Below are 26082 nucleotides of genomic sequence, written 5' to 3'. Positions count from 1 at the left end.
TATAATTAGGTTGTTACTTTACAAAGGAGGATTTACATTGATAAAATTCGAGAATATTTCAAAAAAATTTAAAAATACTACTGTTCTTTCTGATGTCTCTTTTGAGATTGAAAAAGGTAAATTAGTAGCTATTATAGGTGAAAGTGGTTGTGGAAAGACAACTACACTAAAAATGATAAATGGTCTCATAACACCAACTTCTGGTAAAATATATATTAACAATGAAGATATTAGCACTAAAAATGTAATAGATCTTAGAAGAAATATGGGTTATGTTATTCAGCAAACAGGTTTATTTCCTCATATGACCATAAGAGAAAATATTGAACTAATACCAAAAGTTCAAAATAAAAATCCTGAAGACATTACACAACAAACATATAATTTAATGGATATGGTTGGTCTTGATTGTGATAAATTTCTTAATCGATACCCTGTAGAACTAAGTGGAGGGCAACAACAAAGAGTAGGTGTCGCAAGAGCCTTTGCCACTAATCCAGATATAATATTAATGGACGAGCCATTTTCAGCTCTTGATCCAATTACACGTTCAAGTTTGCAAGATGAACTTGTGAATTTACAATCAAAACTAAAGAAAACTATTATATTTGTAACCCACGATATGGATGAAGCTATAAAAATATCAGATAAGATGTGTATCATGGATAAAGGCAAAATTATTCAATACGATACACCTGAAAATATATTAAAAAACCCCGTTAATGATTTTGTCTCACAATTTGTTGGTAAAAAAAGAATCTGGACCTCTCCTGACTTTATTAAAGCTGAAGATATTATGATAGAAAATCCTATAACTTGCTCTAAGGACCTATCAATATTTAAATGTATAGAAAAGATGCGTTCGTACAAAGTTGATAGCTTAATGGTTGTTGATAACAAATCAAAAAAACTGCAAGGAATAGTAAAGGCAAAACAAATGCGATCAATTGATGATAAATCAATTCAAATCAGTTCTATTCTTAACAATAATTATATTTATGTTTCTCCAAATGATACTATAATTGATATTTTAAAAATTGTAAATGAGAATAATATTTCAACAGTTCCTGTTTTAAATGATAGTAGCAGTCTTATTGGATTAATTACTGAAAGTAGTCTTGTTACAACGCTTAGTCAACAATATATAGAAGAGGAGGCGTAGTAATATGAATATTTTAGAATACATTTTACAAAATAAAACACAAATTATATCATTATTGATTGAGCATATCAGACTTACTTCAATTTCAGTTGGCCTAGCAATTTTAATAGGTGTTCCCCTAGGAATTCTAATTTCCTATGTCAAGAAGTTAAATAAACCAATTCTTGGAGCAGCAAATATTATTCAAGCTATACCTAGTATGGCTTTATTAGGATTTTCCATACCATTTTTAGGTATAGGAACTCTCCCTGCAGTTACAACAGTAATTCTATATTCCTTGTTGCCTATAATCAAAAATACTTATACTGGGATTTCTAATATTAACCCACAGACAATTGAAGCCGCAAAAGGAATAGGATTGACAAAATTTCAAATTCTAACAAAAATTCAAATTCCATTAGCTCTCCCTGTTATAATGGCTGGAGTTCGAATTTCTTCTGTTACTGCTGTTGGCTTAATGACCATTGCTGCCTTTATAGGTGCCGGTGGATTAGGTTACCTTGTATTCTCTGGAATAAGAACTGTGAATAATAATCAAATACTAGCTGGTGCAATCCCAGCATGTATACTAGCTTTAGCTGTAGATTTTCTAGCTAGTATTGTTGAAAAACTAACAACTCCAATCAGTTTACAAAAGGTTAAGTCTAATACAAAAAAAGATTTCATGAAAACTCGTAAAATGCAAAAAGGAATATTAGCAATCTCAAGTATTTTTATTATTCTAATATTTATATTTTCTGCAATTACTAATGTTAATACTAACTCAAAAGTAATTACTGTAGGGAGTAAAGATTTTAGTGAACAAATGATATTAGGCCACATGGTTTCAGATTTAATTGAAGAAAATACTGATATTTCAGTAAATCGTAAAATAAATCTTGGTGGTACTCAAGTATGTTTTTCTGCTTTAAAATCTGATGACATAGATTTATATATTGAATATAGTGGGACAGCTTATGGAGATACCTTAGGCAATCCTCCTATAAGTGATATGGAAAAAGTATATGCTACTGTAAAAAATGATTTCAAAGAAAAATACAATATTGAAGTTTTAAAACAAATGGAGTTTAATAATACTTATACCTTAGCTGTTGAACAAGAAACAGCTGAAAAATATAATTTAGAAAGTATTAGTGATCTTTCACTCATTGCTACTAACCTAAAGTCTGGAACTACCTTAGAATTCTTAAACAGGGATGATGGTCTTCCTGGACTAAGCAAAAAATACAATTTTTCATTTAAAGATTCTATAGGCCTTGATGGTTCTCCACGATACACTGCTTTAATCAGCAAAGAGATAGATGTGGTAGATGCCTTCGCAACAGATGGATTGCTAAAGAAATTTAAATTAAAGACATTAAAAGATGATAAGAACTTTTTCCCACCCTATTATGCTATGCCTATAGTTAGAGGTGAAACTCTTAAAGAGTATCCAGAAATAATTCCTCTATTGGAACAATTATCAACTATCCTTAATGATGACATCATGATGGAACTTAATTATAAAGTTGATGAACTACAGATGGAACCTAATGATGTATCCCGAGAATTTTTAGAAAAACAAGGTTTAATATAAATATAATAACTTTTTATTACAACTAATAAGTTATAGATTAAATTTCAAATACAAGAGACTGTGCAGAATAGATTAAAACTCACTCTGCAACAGTCTCTTTTTCTCATTAAGGTTGTTTTACTTTATTTTTATCACTTGTCCTGGGTATATTAAATTTGGATTTGATATATTATTAAGCTTAACAAGAGTTGAAGTAGTAGTATCAAACCGCTGTGCTATCTCACTTAAAGTATCCCCCGATTTTACAGTATAATAGGATGAACTACTAGCATTACCTTTAGATGAAGAACTACCTGATGGTAATACTATTTTTTGTCCTGGATATATTAAATTAGGATTTGATATATTATTAATACTAGCTAGAACTTTAGTTGTAGTTCCATATTCTTGTGCTATACCGCTCAAAGTATCTCCTGATTTTACAATATAATAGGATGAATTACCGGTATTACCTCCTGTTGAAGAACTACCTGTTGGCAATATTATTTTTTGTCCTGGATATATTAAATTAGGATTCGATATACCATTAATAGATGCCAGTACTTGATAGGTTGTATTATATTTTTCTGCTATTCCACTTAAAGTATCCCCTGATTGTACTGTATAGTATTTATCATTTTTACTATTATCATCTGTACTTGGACTTTCTGGTATACTTTGTCCATTTAATAATATTCCCTCATTGAACTCATTTAGGTCACAATTTCCACTTACACCGGGGACTTGTCCAGTACTTGAAAATTGAAAACCAACCCATTGATTCCATATTGGATTACTAGCAGGTTTGCTTACCCCATATTCAGCAATCCATAAAGGATATATTCCTAACCTACTATCTAAACTAGTTCTTGCAAAATTAGTATAGGTATAAACTACGATACCTTTACTAGTTAGTCTCTTAACCTCTTCTAAAAATATTATTGCTGCACTTGTTAAAGATGTCTTATTTAAACCATTAGTCTGTTCTATATCTATAGCTAGTCTACAATCAAATTCTCTATTTCCAATGGTATTTACAAAATGCCTAGCTTGAGCTTTAGGATCTATTCCTCCTAGAAAGAAGTGATAAAATCCAACCTTCAAACCCTGCTCTTTAGCATTTTTATAGGATGAAGAAAAATAATTATTAACATAGCTTATACCTTCCGTTGCTTTAATATAAACTATTTCTATCCCACCGTCTTTTACTTTTTTAAAATTTACATTTCCTTGCCAACTACTTATATCAATCCCCTTATAATTACTACTATTTCTACTTTCCATAGAAACACCTCCTCTCTATATAAATATGCTCTTTATTAATTTATTCTACTCTCTATTATAATTTTTACATTATATAACTAACTTTAATATGATGACAGTATTATAACAACTAAACACATTATAAAAATAGCTATTTGACTTTTAGAATGTCAAATAGCTATTTTCTATTTTACTAATTATTATTTTGTGATACCTTCCATATCCTCTATAATTAAATCAGCTGCTTGAAGTCCAGCTCCACCCACATACCAAGCTTGAGCATTTAGATAAACTATATTTCCATTTTTATATGTGTCTGTAGTTTTTACTAATTCATTCTCTATTACTTCCTTAGCTGCTGAATAATCTTCTGATCCACTTGTTCCTGCTGACTTATCAACTACAAAAAGATAGTTTGGATTTTTAGCTAATAAGTACTCATAAGTTATATTTTGACCATGCTTTGATACTTCTATATTCTCATCTGTTGGAACAAAGCCGAACTTTTCAAATATAATTGAAAATCTTGATCCTGCTCCGTATACACTCATAGAACCATCTGTAATTATAGTAGCTAAAGCATTAAACCCTTGCTCTTTTATTTTTTTACCTACTTCTTCAACTCTTTTATTAAGTTCTTTTAATTTAGATGTTGCTGCATCTTCTTTCCCAAATATTTGTCCTATTATGTTTACATTTGACTCTAATGACTCTAAATACTTTGTAGTATCTGTTCCTAATTGTATTGTTGGAGCTATAGCAGAAAGTTCCTCATAATAATCAGCTTGTCTACCTTCAATTATTATTAAATTCGGTTTGATCTCATTGATTACTTCTAGACTAAATTCTTTTAATCCACCTAAATCTGTATATTTTTCTTCCTTATATTCTGAAAGATAAGTTGGCAGGTTTTTCTTTGGTAATCCTACTAATCCTTTTATATCTAATGAATCCATAATATCTAAAGATGCATAGTCTAATACTACTACTTTTTCTGGATTCTTAGGTACCTCAGTTTCTCCAGCAGTATGGATTATTTTTATAGTTTCACCTTTTTCCCCTTCATTATCTTTGTTACCAAGTTTTGTAGCTGCAAACACACCAATTAAAGCAACTATTGCAACTCCTACTATTATATTAATTTTTTTCTTATTCATTTGTTTCACCTATTCCTTTCATCTATATCCAATTAATATTTTCCTTATATCTTAATATTTATTTATAATAAATTTCTTTAATTTTGAATTTAAGAATAAATTATATTTTATTGTTATAGAAATCATAGATTTCTTTTTCTCGCTTTGCTCGTAAGGATACTCCTTGTCACCTTACTATTTGAAACTTACTCCTTTTCGTTACACTCAAATGAGTAAGTTTCCATAATTAAATCATAGATTAAAATGGTCACTTAAGTTCGACCAACCAAATCATAGATTTGGGGTCTCTCTTAGAAATATACGCAGATGTTGTTTCCGTTTATATTCTTTATGTGAAAATCTATTTCATATACGTCTTCTAAAACATCTTTTGATATTATGGCATCAGTTATATCATCTTTAACTATCTTTCCATCTTTAAGAATAACTATTTTATCTGAGTAAACTGATGCAAAATTTATGTCGTGCATAACTATCACTACAGTTTTTCCAAGATCATCCACTAGCCCTCTTAATACTTTCATCATCTGTACTGAATGTTTCATATCTAAGTTATTTAATGGTTCATCTAATAGTACATACTCTGTATTTTGAGCTATTACCATAGCAATATATGCTCTTTGTCTTTGTCCACCGCTAAGCTCATCTAAATATCTATCTTCAATATCCTTAAGTTGCATATATTCTATGGCTTCATCTACATACTTTGTGTCTTCCTTTGTCAGTCTACCTTCGCAGTGAGGGTAACGTCCAAAGCTAACTATTTCCTTTATAGTTAATCTTACATTTATATTGTTAGATTGTTTAAGTATAGCTATTTTTTTAGCTAGTCCCTTAGTGTCCCATTTTTCTAACCCCCTACCATCTATAATAACTTCGCCTTCATCTTTCTTCATAATACGAGATATCATTGATAGTAAAGTACTCTTTCCTGCTCCATTAGGTCCTATGAAAGAAGTAATCTTACCTTTTTCTATGTTTAAAGATACATTGTCTACTACTGGATTATCTCCATACTTTTTAACTATACCTCTAACTTCTATCATTTATTTTCCCTCCTTCATTAAAAGATATATAAAGTAAATTCCACCAATAAAATTAATTATTATACTTACTGTACTTCCAAAGTTTAATATTCTTTCCACTATGAACTGTCCAGCTATTAAAGCAATTATACTTATCAATATACTTCCCGTTATTTGATAACTATGTTTATATGTATTAAGAAACTGATAAGATAGATTAACCACCAATAATCCAAGGAAGGTTATTTGTCCAACTAAAGCTGTAGATATTGATACTAATACTGCTACAACTATTAATATTTTTTTAGAAAATCTATCAAAATCTATTCCTAAGTTTATAGCTTGATCTCTTCCCAAAAGCATAACATCTAATTTTTTTACATCATCATAAAATAATACAAAAATGATTAGTAAGGCTATTACTGATATTAACAATATATCCGTATTAACATTAGCAAAGCTAGCAAACATTTTACTTTGTAATGTTTCAAATTCATTTGGATCAATTATTACTTGCATAAAAGATGTCATACTTTTAAACAAGGTTCCCAATACTGTTCCCACCAATAGCAAAAAGAATATATTACTATTTCCATCTTTCTTAAATAATATTTTATAAAGAACTAAAGTTCCAACTAACATTATTGTAACTGAAACCATAAAATTCACATTTCTGTTTATCATAAATATACTTGATGCTCCGAATAAAAACACGGATATGGTTTGTACAAACATATATAAGGAATCAAGTCCAAGTATGCTTGGCGTTAGGATTCTATTATTTGTTACTGTCTGAAATATCATAGAAGAAAAGGCTATTGACCCTCCAGTAACTGCTATAGCTATAACCTTAGGTATTCTCTTTGATAGGTTATAATACCAGTTTCTACCATTTAATCCTTCAAACAAAAATAAGCCAATAACAAATAATGCAACTATTCCAAGTATATATAACTTTTTTTTATCTATATTATCCTTCATTTCTATTCCTCCTAAATATCAGGTAAAGGAATATAATACTTCCTGTAACTCCTACAGTAAGACTTATAGGTACTTCATAGGGATGAATTACAAGTCTACCTATAATGTCACATGCTAGTACAAATATTGCCCCAAACAAAGCTGTATCCCAAATATTCTTACTAAGATTGTCCCCTTTAAATATAGATACTATATTCGGAACTATTAATCCTATAAAAGGTATATTCCCAACAGTTATTACTACTAAAGCTGAAATCAATGCAACAATTATAACTCCAATATTGGCAACCTTATTATAGTTAATCCCTAAATTTGATGAGATATCCTCCCCCATTGCTATAATAGTAAATTTATTAGCATACAAAAGTGCTAATATTAATAATGGTATAGTCAAATAGAGGAGCTCATAATTTCCCTTTATAATCATGGAAAAATCTCCTTGGAGAAAAGTTCCCATACTTTGAACTAAATTGTTTTTATAAGCAAAGAAATCTGTCATAGACCCTATAACATTTCCTACCATTATTCCCACTAGAGGTATGAATACAACATTTTTCATTTTTATGCTTTTAAGTATTTTCATAAATACAAAGGTTCCCAAAAGGGCAAATATAAATGCTGTTATCATCTTTTGCATCAAAGTTGCTGATGAAAATAGTAGCATAGAAACTAGTACCCCAAGCTTTGCTGAGTCTACGGTAGCTGCTGTACTTGGAGAAACAAATTTGTTATTACTAATTTGCTGCATTATAACTCCACCAACGCTCATTCCTACTCCAGCTACCACTATACTAATAAGCCGCGGCAATCTAGTTAAAATTATTATATTCATCTTACCCTGGTTCCATTGCATTATATCTGTAATACTTATATTTTGAACCCCTATAAATATTGAAGACATACACAGTATTATGAATAAAGGAATTAAATATTTCTTTTTCATATTTCCTCCAAAACTTTATTACGTATCCTAAATATCTTTATGTATTAAATTATGTGATATTCTTAAACACTTATATATACTTGATGTAACAATAAAATTACGTTATCAATTGAAATATAATTTTAATTGATAATACTTATCGCTACTTCATAATAGCTTAATTGATAATCATTTTCAACTTCTTAAGACTTAAATACACTTGATTAAATTACTCAAAATTCTCCATTCTCCATTTTTCTGTATTTTCCTTATATATTTGTATTGAACTTTTATATTGAAATTTCGTTTTTACATTTTAGATAAGATAAATTTTATTGTCAAAAACAACAAATAATAATGTTCATTTACATTGGTTGCATATAATAGTAAAATTCTAATTGAGATAATTAGAATTTTAAAACTATATTCACAATAAACATAAGTTAATTTGTAATTATTTAAGTTTTAAATGTACAGAGGGGATTATTTAAATTATGAGTAAAAAAGATGTTTTTCAAAAAAATGGTGTGATTTTATTGTTAGCTTTACTATGTACCTTACTTTGGGGAAGTGCCTATCCATCTATAAAGATTGGCTACTCTTTATTTTCTATAGGCGAAAATGATATTTTTAGTAAACTTCTCTTTGCAGGCAATCGATTTGCTTTATCAGGTCTTCTAGTAATTTTATTAACTTGGATAATTCAAAAAAAATTTCCTTTTCCTAAAAAAGAGGCCTTAAGTCATATTGCACTACTTGGGTTTATTCAAACTACTTTGGAATATTTATTTTTCTACATAGGACTTTCTCATACTACCGGTGTTAAGGGGTCCATATTAAACGGTACCGCAACCTTTATGGCTGTAATTCTTGCTCATTTTATATATTCAGATGATAGATTAAATTTCCAAAAGATTTTAGGATGTATTGTTGGATTTATGGGAGTAGTTATAATTAACTTAGGTGGTAAAGTTGGAAGTGGTTTTACCTTTACTGGTGAAGGATTTATTATTCTTGCTGCTGCTTCCTTTGCAATTGGATCTCTTATAAGTAAAGAAGCAGCTAAGAGAGAAGATAGCATGATAGTCACAGGATGGCAACTACTCTTTGGAGGGGTTTTACTTGTAATTGTAGGCGCACTTGGAGGTGCACGAACCTCTATACCTTCTACTGAAGCTATGCTATTACTTTTATATCTCTCACTTCTTTCTTCAGTGGCTTTTACAATATGGACTATCTTATTAAAGCATAATAATGTTGGTAAAATTTCTATATACAATTTTTTAACACCTGTGTTTGGTGTTTTTCTTTCTGCTATATTTTTAAAAGAATCTATTTGGCATTGGAAAAATCTGTTGGCACTTGTATTTGTATGTGTTGGAATATATATAGTAAATAAACCTAAGGTTAAAAATAGTTAACTAAAATTAATAGACTCTACGAACTAATTATTCATGGAGTCTATATTTTAAATATATTCAATCTATAATTATTATACTTTACCTATAAATATTTATTTTTATATTCATCACAATACTCCATTTTAGTTATGGAATAGCATAGATCATCATATATTCTTCCATCATAAGTTTCGCTAGCCATTCTTAATGTTCCATCATATTTAAATCCACACTTTTCTATAACCCTTTTAGATTTTTGATTTCCGTGATAATGATAACAAGATACTACTTCACATTTTATTTCTTCGAACAAATATTTTATTACCCTATTTACTGCTTCAGTCATAATTCCTTTTCCCCAATATTCTTCTGAAAGTACATATCCTATCATTCTTGCCTTTAATAAATTTCTTTTCACATCTCTATGATTACCAATTGAACCAATTACCCTATTATTTTTCTTATATACAATTGCCCATACCTCATTATTCTTTATAAATGACTGAAGTATACCTTTAGATATTTCTTTATTCTTATGGGGTTTCCATCCTGCCATAGGACCAACATTAGGATTTTTAGAATACTCATAAAAATCATCTAAATCCGCTATTTTCCAACTTCTCAAAATCAATCTTTCTGTTTCTAGCAACTTCATATTCCCACCTCTTAGATTCTACAATTTATTCCTTAGCCTTTTAGTTTATATTTTATATAAATTATATGTTATGGCAATGACACTATATGATAAATATAACATAAATACATTTTAATTACTTTATTTATTGGCTTAATTCCCCAATCCACTCCTTAAAAAATAAAAAAGAACTTTGAAATTTCAAAGTTCTTTTTATATTTTAAAACCTATCTATCTTCAAAATTTAGTGCCTAAATTATATTTTGCTACTAAATTCTTCAATAAATTATATACCCTTTTTCCAAGCATTAACATAATAAAATAATTACCTACCATATGAATTAAATCATAGGGTATTCCATTTATCCAATAAGTTAAAGCAAAGGTTTTAGAGACTGTAAAGATATATGGTATTGAATACAGTGCTCCAAATAACATTCCAAACACACCGGATATTATACTCCAACCTAAAAAATTTTCTTTAATTATTTTTCTAAATAACAGCACTACTAGTACTAGCATAGGCCAAACAATCCAGTATCCAAACCACCAAGTTCCCATTCCACTAACAAGACCTAGTAAAAAGTTAAATACCACTACAACTACTAATGCTCTTCTGCCTAATACTAAAGTATATATTACCAGTAAAAAAGATACTGGTTCTATATTAGGTATTCCACTCATCATAACTTGTAACACAAGCATTAGCGCTCCAAGTAATGCCAATATTATCAAATCTTTAGTTTTATACATATTACCAACCTATTGTAAGTATAAGTTCTATCTTATCACCATCTTTTATAGCAGTATCATCTATACCAGTTTGGGAATTTTTTCCATTTATTTTTAAATTCCACCACTCTTGCTTGTTAGCATCTGCATTTAGTCCATCTACTCCAGTTATAAATCTAGTAGCTTGAGATGTATCAGCTACAATTATCTTCATTTCATCTAGTGCTTTTCCTAGAGTTTCTGCATTAGTTGAATGTGTATAAGTTTTTTCATAATTATCCTTTTTACTTATAACTGTAACTTCTATAGTTTTATCTCCTTCAACTCTTTGCTTTGCATTAAAATTTTTGTAGATAAAAAATCCACCAATTGCAATAATTATAACTATTAAAGAAATTATTATTGATTTCATATTTTTTTTCATATCTTTACCTCCTAAGAAACAAAATAAACTCCCTTTCAGTAGAGAAAGAGAGATTTTACTGACTACTAATAATATATTTTATGTAGCAACTCCATTTACATGCTATCATATATATTTTATAAAATCAATGTATTCTAATTAAGTCATATAACATACTATCAACCAAATAATTATTTATTACTCTTCTTAATCCTTATACTAATATCTATATATTAATTCGATATACTGAATTTACACCTATAAATTTTTCTTTATTTAACTTTATGTTTAAAATTATTAACACAAAGTTAATATTCATGAAATATATTTTATGTTTTTATAATTTTCTTCATAATTTTTTCATAAAAAAGAAGTATTAGTTATATATGTATTTATTCTTGTCTTAATTTAAATAAAAATGATAAATTTCAATAAAAATCAACATATTTTTTATTAAAACAAATTTACTTGTATATACTAACTTTTTTTATATTTACTAACATATATGCTATATTAGTTATGGATATGTGTGGTATGAACATTAATTATAAATTATGAGTATACTTTATAATTAAAATATTTAAAAAATTTTTAATTGCAATGTACCCATTTATCCATTTTTTATCCGCGGATATGTTTATCATAAATTATAAATTGTAATTTATTAACACATTATAATGTTGAGGTATATAATTTTTATTTTATTCTATTGAATTTTATGCTAGTGAGGTAAGGAAAATGAAAATTAAACTAAATAACTATTCTGATTTAAAAACATATTTATTAAGTGAAAATTTATACTTTAGTTATAACTTATCTATACTTACACTTATTTCAAGTACATTGTTATTTATAATTAATATAATTGATGAAATTCCTATAGTGATTAACAATATCTATCTCTATGCCATTATAACTATATTTTTAGTTGTTTGGTTATTAGTTTATAATTTAATTCCTATAAAATATCAAACAACTTTTATATATAACTTATTATTTAATATTTTTCTTTTTGGTGGTACGTACTTATCTTTATATTCTTGTATTTCTCTTCTTGAAGTTAATGGAAGTATCACTTTTTTTTTGATTTTGATTTTTGTAATAAATCTATTTTTCTTAATAGATTTTAAAAAATCTTTATTAGTACTTATCCCTTCATCATCCATTTATATATTTAATATGATGAATATTTTAAATTATAGTAGCACTGCATGGAAAAATTTATTTGATATAGGTTTGTATTTAATATTAGGATTTTGCTTTTCTATAATTAAATTTAGACATATGAAAGAGAGTTATTTAAGTAATAAAAAATTACTTGATACTATGTCTGATTTGAAAAAAACTAACAATAAACTTATGTCTCATGAGAAAGAGCGTACAAACTTCTTTGCAGATGTATCTCATGAACTTAAAACCCCTATCAATGTTATATATAGTGCCGATCAACTTCTGTCTCAGCAATTAAAAAATCCAAATCTAGACTTAAGCAATGCAGAGAAATATACTAACTGTATAAAACAAAATTCTTTTAGACTTATACGACTTATTAATAATCTTCTTGATTTAACTAAAATTGAAGCTTCTACTTTTAAAGTTAATCTTGAAAATATTAATATAGTTTATTCTGTAGAAAATATCGTAGACTCAGTTGTAGATTTCATTAAATCTAAAGAAATAAACATTATTTTTGATACTGCTATGGAAGAAAAAATTACTGCTATAGATGAGGATAAATTAGAAAGAATTATTTTAAATCTCTTATCTAATGCAGTAAAGTTTACTAATCCAGGCGGAACAATTTTTATTGATATCTCTGAAGATGATAATAATACTATTATTTCCATTAAAGATACAGGTATTGGTATAGATGATTCTATGAAAAGAAAAATATTTGATAGATTTGTACAAATTGATAAATCTAGTACGAATAATTCTGAAGGTACCGGCATAGGCTTATCCCTTGTAAAATCTCTTATGGTTCTACATGATGGAGATATAACTTTAGAAAGCAAGGTTGGTGAAGGTAGTAAGTTCACTTTATATTTCCCTAATAAAATAGTAAAATCTGACCATTCAAAAGATTCAGCGCCTCCTTCAATTAGATCCTACAATAACAAAATAGAACGAATTCAAATTGAGTTTTCTGATATATATCAATAAAACTCTTTGCCTTTAAATTTTCTCAATAAAATACTATTAATTATAATTAAAATACTTTTTTTCTACTAAAGTATTTTTTATTTTAAAATAGTCTTAAATAACTAATATAATTAGCTACTTAAGACTATTTTATTTCTATTAAAATCATATTAAAATAAATAAGTAATATATCTATTACTATACTAAATTCTGTTCTATGTTATTTAATATATTCTTACATAGCCATATAATTATAAAAGATATGAACATATTCCATGCAAATGTAATTATTATTGAAATTGTTCCTATATCAAAGATAATTGCTACAATTACAGAACCTATAATTCCTGGTAGTGCAATTATTATCAATGCAAGTATTGTTAAAAACATTAATAAGCCTTTCCCTGTAACTTGTTTGAATATTTTTTGAGACAATACATCTCCTGCTATAAATAACATTCCAAATCCCAATCTTGATATTATACATACTAATATTTCTATAGGTGAAGAACCTAATATGATTCCCGCAATAACAAATAGTATAATTCCATCTACAAAACACTTTATTAAGTTTTCAGAAACTATATATAGAAGTTTTTTAAGTGGACTTTCAGGAATTAAATATACGTAATGCATTTTTAGTTCTCTAACCCAGCGCCCTGCAAAAGTCATAAATAATTGAATATATGTGGCCATAGCAAAGGTAGCCATTATACTTCCTATGTCCTTCATTGTTAATGTAAATATGACCACAACTACTATTTGAATTAAAGTAGTATTGTCTAAAAAGAATTTTCCTGCTCTCCTATTTTCTAACATATGCTTAAAAAAGAATACAGAAGCTCCTCTTCCTTTATTTATTCCAACATTTTTTAATTTTATCTTCTTAGTATCTTTAACTTCTACTATTCGGCCTTCTTTTGCATCTTCCACACGTTTATGCATAGTTTCTGTAGCTTGAAGTACGTCTTCATAATATTCATTTTTACTTTTCATAAGAATAACTATAGTTAATACTACGCCTATAAGTGTTGCTAAAATATACATTAACGCATTAGAGGTTTCGCCTATCAAAATACCATAAATTACTCCTTTTATCCACCCTACAAAAGGAATAAATTCTAGATAACTTACATTTATCCCATTAACTATAGCTCCTATACCTCTTCCACCTTCTTTTATATTAAATAGAATAGAAATTATTAAAGGTAATACTAGGAGATAAATTAAAATCTTTACTGCTTTCTTTTTACCGTCATCTCCGCTAGTAATTGAATAAATAGCCATAGATATGATACTACTTATGAAAACTAACATAAAATATCCTAGGAATATTACTATTACACCTAGCGGATTTACTCCATACCTCTGTTTAAGTACACCAGCTTGAAATAGTATAAAGATGGATATAAATAAAGATGTACCTAACTGTCTTATAAGTCCATATATAAGTACTTTTTTAGATGATATGGGAGAAACAAAGAGTAAGTTTACATCAGACATTTTAAAAAATGTAGCTCCTGATGATAATCCTTGGATAATTTGAGTTGTAAATAAAAACATAAATAGTGCATATATTATTGCTCCTAGCTCCGCAATTGGACTTAAGTTATTTACATCAACATTATTAGAAGTTTTAGCTGAGGTTATAAAAACAAAAACCATTAAAGCTATCAAAATTATATATCCTATTAATTTACCAGGATGATTCTTTAAATCCTTTATTCGATTTTTTAAGGTTGTTCTCCATAGATAAATTATTCCTTTCACTACTGATCACCCTTTCCTTCAGTGATATGAAAGAATAATTCTTCTAATCCTTCATTAGATTTTTCAGCATCTTTTTTTACCCTTGTTGCCGCAATCTTTCCATTCATCATGATATGTGCTACATCCCAGAACTCTTTCACACTATCAATCATATGAGTACTTATTATCATTGCTGCACCTTGATTTTTTAATTCCATTATTAATTCTTTCAATGCTTTAATTCCATGGGGATCAAGACCTACTAAAGGTTCATCAAAAATTATAACCTTAGGTTTTGGAAGTAATGCACAACAAATACTTACCTTCTGCTGCATTCCTTTAGAAAGTTCTTTCCCAAACTTTTGTTTTTTGTCATCTAGTTCAAATATCCTTAACAGTTTTTCAGCATATTCTCTCCAGTCAGTAAGATTATAACCTCGTGCAATAAATTCTAAATGCTCTTCCACTGTTAACATATCATATAGTACAGGTACTTCTGGTATATATCCAATTATTCTTTTAGCTTCTATGGATTTATTATCAAAACCTTCTATGGATATATTTCCTTGAAATCTTAATAGTCCGCATATACATTTAATAATAGTAGATTTTCCAGCACCATTAGGCCCTAAAAGTACTGCTATCTCTCCATCGCCCACTTGAAAACTTATATTATCATTAGCAACAAATTTTCCATATTTCTTCGTGACATTATTTATAACTAACACCGAAATCACCATCCCTTAAAGTTTAACTTAATACTAGATTTTTTACTAAATATAGTTACCCACATTTGCACTTGAGTTTAATTACTAATATTAACATTTTATACAATAACCATTGTAATTACAAGTATAGATGATAAAATGTTAACAATTCATTCTAATACAACTAATAAAGTGGCTTTGTTGAAAATTTCAGTAATAAAATAATAGGTTTTAAAAGCAGAGCTTCTAAAACCTATTATTTTATATTGACATTGTTAAATATGTTACATAACTAGCCACTATTGCCATACTCGCTAATACATAAGGTAACGAACTTGATACCTTATGTATCTCCTTTGCTTGTTCTTTTTTTATCTTTAACATACCATAAGCAACTACAGTACATATAAATCCAAATATTATTAATAAGTATCCTTGGTTCGATGGTTGATAAATAGATCCTTTTATATATAGTATATCAGCTAAAAACAATATGCAAAAATTAAATAAATTACTTCCTACAATGTTTCCAATCATAGCATTAAAATTACCTTTTTTAGCTAAAGATATAGAAGATGTTAATTCTGGAAGAGAAGTTGCAACTCCAAGGAACAATGCCCCCGCCAAGGTAACCCCTAGGTTTAACTCCTTTGCAATCATATCTGTTACTATAGTAATACCTATACTAAACACAATTAATCCTATACTTAATAGTGTAAACCTCACATATATTTGCTTTACTGTAAGATTGCAATTACTTTCTCCACTATCTTCTGGAGATTCATCCCCTGACATAGCCTTAACACCAAAGATATATAATAGCATAATTGCTATAGAGAATATGCTTACACTAAAAAATGAAAATTCTCTTCCAATATAATTAGCAACAAACACTATTACATAAATCACCATTAAAAGTTTCAGTGTATTCCTATGGCTTGATGTTACTACAGAGCTTTTGAATCTCTTAACTCCTACTAAAACTAATACTGCTAAAATAGTTAAGTTAAACACATTACTACCAAGAATATTACCTGAAACCAATTGTACCTCATTCAAAAATATAGTAGATGAAATACTTGTAAATAACTCTGGAAGTGAAGTTACTGCTGCTAACATAACACCTCCAATAAAAGCTCCTGATAAATTTGTTTTTTTATCAAGCTCGTCTACATAATAAGACAATTTAATTGAAAAACCAATTACAAATGCAGCAAAAATTCCATATAAAGCGTATATCATTTTCATTCCTCCTATGTATTTTAACAAAATAAAAGAGACTTATATTCTAATATCAGAATATAAGTCTCGTCTTTTAAGATTAAACCAGAATATTAAATATCCAGTATGTTGACCTAATCCCATGAAGTCATTTAATACTTCCTGCTAACTACTCCCTTAATATATAAATTATTATATTATAACCTGTACAACGTTTTAATCATACCATTTTTTAAATGTTATATCAACTAAAAAATTTTATAAATTACGTAATTAAATTAAAATAAATTAAATTTAACCTTTTATAAATCCTTTATTGAATTAAGTAGTAAATTATATCTTCTAATGAAATGCCATGATAAGATTTTTTAATATTTTCAAACTTTCTTCGTAAATTCCCCTTAATATTTTCAATATATGATATAGTAAAAGGCAAGTATTTAGAAATTTCTTTTACATACTCCTTTGAAAAATAATTTTTGTTCATAACAATAGCAAAGATTATCATTAAAATACAATTATCTTTTATTAATTTTTTCAAATCTTCAATATTTTCCCCTTTAAAACACGTTGCATCATCTAATACATGGATAGTTAGATTAATAAGTTTATTAACAATATTATCTAGATGATATTTTCCTGCTAGTTGAGACATTATAGTCATATGTTTATTCTCATAATCTATCCTTACATCTTGCAAATCATCGCATAATTGAAGCAGAAATCCATACCCATAGGTAAAAATCTCCTCTTCTTTGTTTAAGCTTCCATTTATAAGATAACCATCCACAATAACAGATGCTCCGCCCTTTTCAATAGATATATCTAGCATATCCCTTTCATAGGGGTTACTTATACCTTCTTGCTGAATTAGGCTTTTTACTTGCCCTTCATGAATTAATAATAGACCTTGAAAAACTTTTGGATAATCATTTCTATTAAAAACAGATTCTATATATTCAACTAACTTAAACACTTGCTTTTCATGAGAATTTCTCCCCTCTATCTCTTCACCACATAGTCTTTTATAAAACCTGTTATTAAATTCTTTCTTTTCTTCTATTGATATATCTAAATTATCTAAATAATTGTCAGTATATGGATATAGCATGCTATATCCAAAAGTAGCCATGGTAAATGATATATCCATATCCTTCATCTTTTGAAGAAGACTAACAATCCACACATTTCTCATAGCTTGACCAATATCTTCATAATTCATTTCTTTATCAAAGATCTTACACTGATTTATAAATACCTTAGTGTTTGTAAAAAACTGATCCTTCATTTTTTTATCTATGGTTCCTAGCTTAAATAATTCTTCTCCCAATATCATATTTTCAAGATAAGAGTTACTATTTTTCTTCCATAATTCTCTATTCTCTTCTTCCAAAGGAAACCTTTCAATAATTTTAATAAATTCATCAATAAATTTCTCAAACTTTTTCTCATTTTTCTTCTTCTTAATATATCCATTAGCTTCTAAGGGAATATCTACACATGTAGGCATACTCCACCATATTTCTTTATATAAATTTTTTAAAACCTTAATATTTCCTATATAGCTTTCACCTACATCACTATTTATGATAATCATCTCCTTAGATACCATTTACTTTACAAATACTACACTATAGTGCTTATGATTGTTAAATTTATAATATTCTTTAAATCAATCTCATAAGGACTAATTTTATTATTATATTCATCTTTCACAATTCTTACTACTGGTCTATCTGGGAACCCATTATTTTGACTTACCACATACCCAAATAAATTATTTGATAGATATACAGGACATCCTAATGGATAAACTGCAAATGTATCTTTAAACAACTTAATTATTTCAGGATCAAAACTTGTATATGTCTCTGCTAAAATTAATTCATAAGCTTCTCTAGGGTCAAATTTTTTTCTATAGCATCTATCTGATGTTATGGCCGTAAACACATCACATATAGAAATGATTTTTGCAAATTGTGATATTTCATTATCTTTTAATCCATAAGGATAACCTGTACCATTATACTTTTCATGATGTTCTATTACTCCACCTATTATCTCTTCATTTATTATAGGATTACCAAGTAGTATATCTCTACCGTATAATGGGTGCATCTTAATTTGCTTGAACTCATCTTCAGTTAATTTATCTGGTTTATTTATGATTCTACTAGATATTTTCGTTTTTCCTATATCATGAAATAGAGATGATATGGCTAAATCACGTAATCTTGATTTCGAAAAATTCATATTTACTCCTAGAAAAATTGCCATAATACTAGTATCCACAGAGTGTATGTATGTATAATCATCATATAATTTTACTTCATATAAATTTAGATTTATGTAGTTTTCACTCTGTATATATTCAACTAAATCATCAACCATAGTTAGAGATTTACTTAAAGATTTATTATCATAATTTATTAAGTCACTAAACATATTAGGTATGGTTTGAAGTATATTCTTTTTTAAATTTATAAGTTTACTATCATCTTTTATGTCTTTTAAGTCATCGTCTTGTACATACAGAAAAAAAATCCCTTGCTGTTCAATACTATTTTTTACTTGATCAGTAATTATAATACCTTTTTTTAACAAAGTCTTACCCGAGCCTGTAATAATGTCCTTAGCAAGTATTTCATTTCCCTGCAAATCCTTAAGCAATGTTAATTTCATATAATCCCTCTCCATAAACATAATTATCTGTATTTTATTACTTTATCATATCATATCTATAAATTATATGATACTTTAATTTGATTATTTATACATATACTGTATATTATGAAAATAACTTGATAAACCAATGTTGGTAGAAAAAATTAAGACTATATCATAAATTTTCGATATAGTCTTAATTTCTTTTATATTTAATCATATATTTATCCAATTATAGGGTTATAGGATGTAACCACTACAAATTATAGTGGTTACATCCCTGTGTGAAATTAGTTGGTTTTATCCAAACCACTAAGAGGGACATAAGTAGAAAATTTACATTTATATTGACTAAAGTTTTGGGTTGAAAACTTTAAGTTAATAACTAAAGTAACAATTAAAATATAGTTACTTTATTTGTATATTTTATATAGGAGAAAGCCACGCCTTTGTAGCTTCATAGTTTATTTAAACTGTAAAATAGCTTATATATTCTACAATCCACTTCCTTGTAGATTCTCCTAGCCATATAAATACAATAAAAAAAGATAGATATCATTGATACCTATCTTGGAATATACTAAATTTAAATAAGTGAAAGCTTTTGCAATTTAATTTATAGTTTAAACCTATAAACATAAATACTATATTTTACCTAAACCATCACTGGATAAATCTTTTAACTCTTCCTCAGAAAGTATCAAATTTCATAATCCCATGGCAGGTCTCCTGGCTTGTGAATCATACTTCTTAGCACCTTCCCAAAACAAATTAGTGGCTTTTGCTAAGTCGTCCTCACTTACAGTTACTGGGATAGCTTTGGATTTTCACCAAATTCCCTATTAAGTACTTAGTACACCTATCGGACTCTATATATTAAATTTATTTTTAATCTAATAAGTTTAAAATGTAAGTTGTAGTTATTTTATAAAATTAACTTTCCATTCCCCTTACAATTATTATTCTACTTAACTAGATTAATATTGTCAACCCCACTTTTTTAAATAAATATAGAAATATTTTCACTTATAATTTCATTATATAAATTAATTCATTACATCTCGCTTTTGGAACACTAAGAATGAAGCTATAATTAATATTGTAGCAAACACAATCAATTGAATTGCCCCCATAGTTGAACTTAAAACTATACTATATTCACTTTTAAACATTTCAACATATTGGGAATTTGTAATGAAAGTTGATAAATTCATATAGGGTAATATAGTTTTACCTACCCATCTCATACCTAAGCTTGCCATAATCATTGTAGCAACTGAGCTACCTAAATATGCTACAGTAGTAAGACCAACTGCTAAAGCTGTATTTTTTATAATAGTTGATATTGCAAATACTAAAGCTATTATAAATATTAAGCTAATGCTTGAGAATAAAAGCTTAGGTATAATTGAAATTACAAAGCTTTGCTGAACTATACTTTCTCCACTGAAAGAAATTACTTTTGTAGCAAGTCCTCCAAAACCATTTACAATTCCACTTGATATAATATTTAATATAACTGTAGTTAACAGTACCCCATACCCAATTATAAATACTGATACTAATTTAGAAAATAAAATTTTCCATCTAGATACTGGTCTAATCATAAGCAATCTAACAGTCCCTGTAGAATACTCTGAAGAAACTATACCTCCTCCAATTATTATGCATAGTATAATGGCAACACTAACATACATTAAATAAGTTCTATCTACAGAATTTCTAATATCATTATCAAATTTAACTTGTGGTATATTATTTTCAAGACTATACCAATCAAGAACTATAGCCTGTTCTATAGACTTTGTTTTCTTTTCATAGTCTTTTTTGTACTCCTCATAAGTATATCCTTTTGCTATTTTCTCGCTATTGTATTGTGTAAATTCAGTTTCACTAAGCAGTCTTTCACCATTTTCATCAATCTTATAGGAAATATCCCTAATAGTGTTGTTTTTCCAATTCTTATTGTCATAAGGAATTTTATTATTATATCTATATTCGGTTGCCTTAAGTCTTTTCTCCAAAGCATCAAGCTGAATTTTAGAATTCTCTAGAGATGTAACAAAATTTTTATTATTAGGATTTTTCTTCACTTCATCTTCTGATGTTTTAATAGTTGACTTTAAATTTTTAATTTCCTCCTTAGAAGATTTAATATTCTTATCTAAGTAAACTAAGTAATCATTTTTTATAACAGAATCATATAATTCCTTACTTTCTTTATTTTTAGAAGTTATTATCTTTTGAAGTTCATCCTTGCTCATTCCTAAATATTCATTAAACATATTTACATCAAATTCATGTATATTAAAAAATAATTCTTCACCTGCTAACCCTTCTGAAATTCCTGATAGAATAATAGCCTCTTTTGATTTATTAGAAGCCTCTCCAGCTACTTCATTTCTCCAATCATCCCAAGAAACATTACTATCTATTAGCGTTTGTGATTTTTTAATGTTTTCTTCAAAAATTTTCTTCTGAATGTCTTTATTTTTCTTACTTGAATCAATATTAGTTATTTCTGTTTGTTGCCATTGAATGTCTTGATTATAGCTATTTATATACCACTTTGACTCATCTCTATTCTGTAAAAATTTTAAAGCTACTGGTAACATTATGCTAGCTAAAAGTATTAAAATCACTATTACTTTAACACTAGTTTTTTTATATTGTTTTATCAATTCATTTTTTATTAGTCCACATACTTTACTCATTAAACTCTGCTCCTTTTCTACTATATTACACTATTTGCATTTTTGATCCTGTTGTTACCTTCATAAATTCATCTTCAAGAGTGTTATTAATAGGCTTAATAGTGTAAACTAATATATTCTCCATAATTAAAGCTTTATTAACATTGGCAATTTCATCACGAGAACAAGAAATTAATATTTTATTTTCTTTGAAGTCTACAGTAATCTCTTCAGATATTTTACTATAATCATTCTCTATAATTTTCCTCGCTAAACTATAATTACTTACTTCTAATTCATAGGTTATCAAGCTTTCGATATTTTGCTTTTTAATATCTTTTAATGTTTTAATATCTATAATTTTTCCATTATCTATTATTCCAACTCGATCACACATAAGCTCCATTTCACTAAGTAAGTGACTTGACACTAAAACTGCTAGTCCCTCTTTTTCTGCCAAATGTCTTAGGGTATCACGTAACTCTTTAATTCCCATTGGGTCTAATCCATTAGTAGGTTCATCTAAAATTAAAAGCTTAGGATTGTGTAATAATGCTTGAGCAACACCAAGTCTTTGACGCATTCCAAGAGAATATTTTTTCACTTTATCATTAATACGATTTTCAAGTTTCACTAATTTTATAACTTCATTAATACGTTCTTTAGAAATATTACCATGCATTCTGCCATATATCTCTAAATTTGTACGTCCTGTAAGATATCCATACATCTCTGGATTTTCAATAATCCCCCCTACTTGAGAAAGAGCTTTTTCAAAATTTTTCTTTACATCATTATTGCTAATTAAAATATCTCCTTCATCAATTTTTAAAAGTCCTGTAATCATCTTAATAGTAGTAGTTTTACCTGCACCATTTGGTCCTAAAAATCCAAATATTTCTCCTGAGTTTATTTCAAAACTGACATTGTCAACTATTTTACGATTACCCATAATTTTAGTAACATTTTTTAATTCTAGAACTTTAGACATTTCCTCACCTCATAATCTTTGATGATGTTAGCATACAATACCTTTAATACTTTGAAAATAAGTTTCCTCTAATTGTAAGAAAGATGTAATAATCACTTTAATTTTTCTATCAAAAGTAATAATTTCTTAAGAATTAAATTCTGATATAAGTAACATTTATAAATAACATCCAAATAATTATTTTAAAAGCTTTACTCTTTCAGCCATGATATTTTAACCAAGTTCCATACTTTAATTGACTAATCTTCAAATCTATATCATAGATATAATAAATATTTAACCTTTTAAAAATCCTATTTCATAAAATATTAAAATTCTTTCCTCATAAATCACTTTAAATAAGTTGTCCTCTTGTACTATAATATAGTACAAGAGATATGTAGAAATTATATATTTAAAACATATTTTGATATTTTAATGTTTCAATAACAATTAGTTATAATATATTAAGAGGTGATCAAATGAATTTTTTCAACGAATCCTATGGAATTGACTTATTTTCATTATTTCTTATTCTAGTATCATCTATATTAAATTTATTTTCTATTACTCGTCTTTTAGCGGGAGTTATTTTATTTTATGCATTATACAGAGTTTTCTCAAGAAATGTTGAAAAACGTGAGCAAGAACATAGAAAATTTTGTATGTATGCCAACAGATTTTTAAGTAAATTTAATAAAGCAATTCCTAGCAACCTACCTGTGTTCCATTTTGGTGATTGTGCTCCTATTTTTAGTAATTTCAAAAGATGGTTTAATGAAAAGAAAAATTATAAAATAGTTAAATGTCCAAAGTGTGGACAAAAGCTTAGATTACCTAGAGGTAAAGGGAAAATTACTGTTACTTGTAAGCGATGTTTCTATGAGTTTAAAATGAAAAGCTAAAACCTAATACAATTCCACAGACTATCAGTATGAATTATTTACTGGTAGTTTTTTCTTAACATTTAACTTTTTTACATTTATCTTTAATTAAATTTAATTTTCAACAAATATTATTGATTTTCTTTGTAGTTCCATATAATATATAAATAATACGATAAATTATTCGGGAATTTTATTTCCTATAATTCTTGTATTTTAAGAATTATTGTAATTTTTCATAAACTTTTATAATTAAATAAAAAAATTAGATAAGGAGATGAGTTATGGATTTTTTAATTTCTACAAAAGATGTATTAATTAATTTTATGAATTTTTTAACTGACAAGGTTAACACTGTTAACACCTTTATGTGGTCTTACGTACTTATTGTTTTACTTATTGGAGTAGGAATCTACTTCTCATTTAGAACAAAGTTTGTTCAATTTAGATTTTTCAAAGAAATGTTTAGACTTTTAATGCCTAATGATCAAGATAATAAAGATGGAGTTTCATCCTTCCAAGCCTTTTGTATAAGTACAGCTTCTAGAGTTGGTACTGGTAATATTGCAGGTGTTGCCATGGCTGTGGCAGCTGGTGGTCCTGGTGCAGTATTTTGGATGTGGCTTATTGCTTTAATTGGAGGTGCTTCAAGCTTTGTAGAAAGTACCCTTGCTCAAATTTATAAAACTAAAGACAAGGATGGAAACTTTTTAGGGGGACCTGCCTACTACATTGAAAGAGGGCTAGGTAAGCGCTGGCTTGGTACAATTTTTGCCATCTTAACTACTTTATGCTTTGGACTAGTATTTAATGCAGCTCAATCTAATACAACAACTTTAGCCTTTACAAATTCCTTTGGTATTAATCCTGTAATAATGGGTATACTTTTATCAGTTTTAACAGCCCTAGTAATCTTTGGTGGGGTTAAGAGAATTGCCAAGGTTTCAGAGGTTATAGTTCCAATCTTTGCAACTGCTTATATTTTAGTTGCAATTATAGTTATAGTCCTTAACTTCAAAACTATTCCTAGTATATTTGTATTAATATTTGAACACGCTTTTGGTATAAAACAATTTGCAGCTGGTGGCATTGGATTCACAATAATGCAAGGTATTAAAAGAGGACTGTTCTCTAATGAAGCCGGTATGGGTAGCGCACCTAATGCAGCAGCTACAGCAACAGTTTCTCACCCTGTAAAGCAAGGCCTTACTCAAACCCTAGGTGTTTTTACTGATACAATAGTAATCTGTTCATGTACAGCCTTCATTGTGTTAATTTCCGGTAATTATTCAGGCACTACTTTAACGGGTATTGAACTTACTCAAAGTGCACTTAGTTCACAAATTGGAGTCGTTATTGGAACTTATTTCTTGGCTATATGTACTTTCTTGTTTGCTTTTAGCTCTATAGTAGGTAACTATTACTACGGACAAACTAACATTGAGTTCATAAGTAATAATAAAGGGATACTTAATATATTTAGATCCTTTGTCGTTCTTACTGTATTTATTGGTTCCCAAGCTTCTATAGACTTGGTATGGAATCTAGCAGATTTATTCATGGCTTTCATGGCAGTTATAAATCTAATAGCTATATTATTCCTTGGAAAATATGCATTTGCTGCTCTTGATGACTACTCTCGTCAGAAAAAAGCTGGCAAAGACCCTATTTTTAAGTCATCAACAATTCCAGGGCTTAAAAATACTGAGGCTTGGAATGATAACAATGATATAGCTGACGAAGAAATAGGTTAATATAAATTTAAGACTCAATTAACTGTTTAATAGTTAATTGGGTCTTTTGGTTTAAATCTAACAA

At 27.8% G+C, this 26082-nt stretch carries 22 protein-coding genes and 1 riboswitch; of the genes, 6 read left to right on the top strand and 16 right to left on the bottom strand.

Annotated elements, in window-relative coordinates; all coding sequences use genetic code 11:
• The first annotated feature begins 37 nt into the window (after positions 1–37).
• Both B3Z56_RS03380 and B3Z56_RS03375 read left to right on the top strand, forming a co-directional pair.
• Positions 38–1162: an ABC transporter ATP-binding protein gene (locus tag B3Z56_RS03380; protein ID WP_346847508.1), complete on the top strand. Its 1125-nt coding sequence runs from the start codon at positions 38–40 to the stop codon at positions 1160–1162.
• Between the two features lie 4 nt (positions 1163–1166).
• Positions 1167–2738 carry a glycine betaine ABC transporter substrate-binding protein gene (locus tag B3Z56_RS03375; RefSeq protein ID WP_346847509.1) on the top strand — a complete coding sequence of 524 codons (1572 nt, stop codon included), beginning with the start codon at positions 1167–1169 and terminating at the stop codon, positions 2736–2738.
• A gap of 117 nt (positions 2739–2855) precedes the next feature.
• Here B3Z56_RS03375 and B3Z56_RS03370 read toward each other — a convergent pair whose 3' ends face one another.
• The 5 genes from B3Z56_RS03370 to B3Z56_RS03350 all read right to left on the bottom strand — a co-directional run bounded on the left by B3Z56_RS03370 (position 2856) and on the right by B3Z56_RS03350 (position 8086).
• Positions 2856–4001: a LysM peptidoglycan-binding domain-containing protein gene (locus B3Z56_RS03370; RefSeq protein WP_346878242.1), complete on the bottom strand. Its 1146-nt coding sequence runs from the start codon at positions 3999–4001 to the stop codon at positions 2856–2858.
• 179 nt (positions 4002–4180) lie between these two features.
• On the bottom strand, positions 4181–5137 hold the full coding sequence (locus B3Z56_RS03365; RefSeq protein ID WP_346847511.1) for a siderophore ABC transporter substrate-binding protein: 957 nt from the start codon (positions 5135–5137) through the stop codon (positions 4181–4183).
• 290 nt (positions 5138–5427) lie between these two features.
• A complete protein-coding gene (locus B3Z56_RS03360) occupies positions 5428–6183 on the bottom strand; it encodes an ABC transporter ATP-binding protein (protein ID WP_346878241.1) in 756 nt (251 codons plus the stop codon).
• On the bottom strand, positions 6184–7143 hold the full coding sequence (locus B3Z56_RS03355) for an iron chelate uptake ABC transporter family permease subunit (RefSeq protein WP_346878240.1): 960 nt from the start codon (positions 7141–7143) through the stop codon (positions 6184–6186).
• The gene (locus tag B3Z56_RS03350; protein WP_346878239.1) at positions 7133–8086 is read right to left on the bottom strand and encodes an ABC transporter permease; all 954 of its coding nucleotides are present in this window, start codon (positions 8084–8086) and stop codon (positions 7133–7135) included. The genes B3Z56_RS03355 and B3Z56_RS03350 overlap by 11 nt, the downstream gene beginning before the upstream one ends.
• Before the next feature lie 473 nt (positions 8087–8559).
• On the opposite strand from B3Z56_RS03350, the gene B3Z56_RS03345 reads away from it, so the two are divergent.
• Positions 8560–9486 carry a DMT family transporter gene (locus B3Z56_RS03345; protein ID WP_346847515.1) on the top strand — a complete coding sequence of 309 codons (927 nt, stop codon included), beginning with the start codon at positions 8560–8562 and terminating at the stop codon, positions 9484–9486.
• An 82-nt stretch (positions 9487–9568) separates the two neighbouring features.
• On the opposite strand, the gene B3Z56_RS03340 is transcribed toward B3Z56_RS03345, so the two are convergent.
• The 4 genes from B3Z56_RS03340 to B3Z56_RS03325 all read right to left on the bottom strand — a co-directional run bounded on the left by B3Z56_RS03340 (position 9569) and on the right by B3Z56_RS03325 (position 12400).
• Entirely contained in the window at positions 9569–10120 is a 552-nt protein-coding gene (locus B3Z56_RS03340; RefSeq protein ID WP_346847516.1) for a GNAT family protein, read from the bottom strand.
• 216 nt (positions 10121–10336) lie between these two features.
• Positions 10337–10852 carry a hypothetical protein gene (locus B3Z56_RS03335; RefSeq protein ID WP_346847517.1) on the bottom strand — a complete coding sequence of 172 codons (516 nt, stop codon included), beginning with the start codon at positions 10850–10852 and terminating at the stop codon, positions 10337–10339.
• Position 10853: 1 nt separating this feature from the next.
• Positions 10854–11255 (bottom strand): DUF4430 domain-containing protein, encoded by a 402-nt coding sequence (locus B3Z56_RS03330; protein WP_346878238.1) that lies wholly within the window; start codon positions 11253–11255, stop codon positions 10854–10856.
• 947 nt (positions 11256–12202) lie between these two features.
• Positions 12203–12400 (bottom strand): hypothetical protein, encoded by a 198-nt coding sequence (locus tag B3Z56_RS03325; protein WP_346847519.1) that lies wholly within the window; start codon positions 12398–12400, stop codon positions 12203–12205.
• A gap of 13 nt (positions 12401–12413) precedes the next feature.
• Here B3Z56_RS03325 and B3Z56_RS03320 point away from each other — a divergent pair, with 13 nt between their 5' ends.
• The gene (locus B3Z56_RS03320) at positions 12414–13397 is read left to right on the top strand and encodes a HAMP domain-containing sensor histidine kinase (RefSeq protein ID WP_346847520.1); all 984 of its coding nucleotides are present in this window, start codon (positions 12414–12416) and stop codon (positions 13395–13397) included.
• A 177-nt stretch (positions 13398–13574) separates the two neighbouring features.
• Here B3Z56_RS03320 and B3Z56_RS03315 read toward each other — a convergent pair whose 3' ends face one another.
• The 7 genes from B3Z56_RS03315 to B3Z56_RS03285 form a co-directional block, all read right to left on the bottom strand.
• Complete coding sequence (locus B3Z56_RS03315) at positions 13575–15146, bottom strand: putative ABC exporter domain-containing protein (RefSeq protein ID WP_346847521.1); 1572 nt, start codon at positions 15144–15146, stop codon at positions 13575–13577.
• Positions 15146–15853, bottom strand: coding sequence for an ABC transporter ATP-binding protein (locus B3Z56_RS03310; RefSeq protein WP_346847522.1), 708 nt, complete (start codon positions 15851–15853; stop codon positions 15146–15148). Before B3Z56_RS03310 ends, B3Z56_RS03315 begins: the two co-directional genes overlap by 1 nt.
• Positions 15854–16093: 240 nt before the next feature.
• Complete coding sequence (locus B3Z56_RS03305; RefSeq protein WP_346847523.1) at positions 16094–17074, bottom strand: cation transporter; 981 nt, start codon at positions 17072–17074, stop codon at positions 16094–16096.
• A gap of 292 nt (positions 17075–17366) precedes the next feature.
• The gene (locus B3Z56_RS03300; protein ID WP_346878237.1) at positions 17367–18665 is read right to left on the bottom strand and encodes a hypothetical protein; all 1299 of its coding nucleotides are present in this window, start codon (positions 18663–18665) and stop codon (positions 17367–17369) included.
• Positions 18666–18679: 14 nt separating this feature from the next.
• Positions 18680–19735, bottom strand: coding sequence for an HD-GYP domain-containing protein (locus tag B3Z56_RS03295; RefSeq protein ID WP_346876571.1), 1056 nt, complete (start codon positions 19733–19735; stop codon positions 18680–18682).
• 684 nt (positions 19736–20419) lie between these two features.
• Positions 20420–20596, bottom strand: a riboswitch (cobalamin riboswitch).
• Positions 20597–20763: 167 nt separating this feature from the next.
• Positions 20764–22431, bottom strand: a complete 1668-nt coding sequence (locus B3Z56_RS03290; RefSeq protein ID WP_346847526.1) for an ABC transporter permease subunit — start codon at positions 22429–22431, stop codon at positions 20764–20766.
• A gap of 25 nt (positions 22432–22456) precedes the next feature.
• Complete coding sequence (locus tag B3Z56_RS03285) at positions 22457–23401, bottom strand: ABC transporter ATP-binding protein (protein ID WP_346847527.1); 945 nt, start codon at positions 23399–23401, stop codon at positions 22457–22459.
• Between the two features lie 461 nt (positions 23402–23862).
• Between B3Z56_RS03285 and B3Z56_RS03280 the strand changes: the two genes are divergently transcribed.
• Positions 23863–24285, top strand: a complete 423-nt coding sequence (locus B3Z56_RS03280) for a hypothetical protein (protein ID WP_346878236.1) — start codon at positions 23863–23865, stop codon at positions 24283–24285.
• Positions 24286–24590: 305 nt separating this feature from the next.
• Positions 24591–26018 carry an alanine/glycine:cation symporter family protein gene (locus B3Z56_RS03275; RefSeq protein WP_346878397.1) on the top strand — a complete coding sequence of 476 codons (1428 nt, stop codon included), beginning with the start codon at positions 24591–24593 and terminating at the stop codon, positions 26016–26018.
• Positions 26019–26082 lie beyond the last annotated feature (64 nt).

The organism is Clostridium sp. UBA7791 (assembly GCF_002480755.1).
Lineage (GTDB): Bacteria > Bacillota > Clostridia > Clostridiales > Clostridiaceae > Clostridium_J > Clostridium_J sulfidigenes.
Note: the sequence above shows the minus strand (reverse complement) of the source record. Positions and strands in the feature narration are given on the sequence as shown.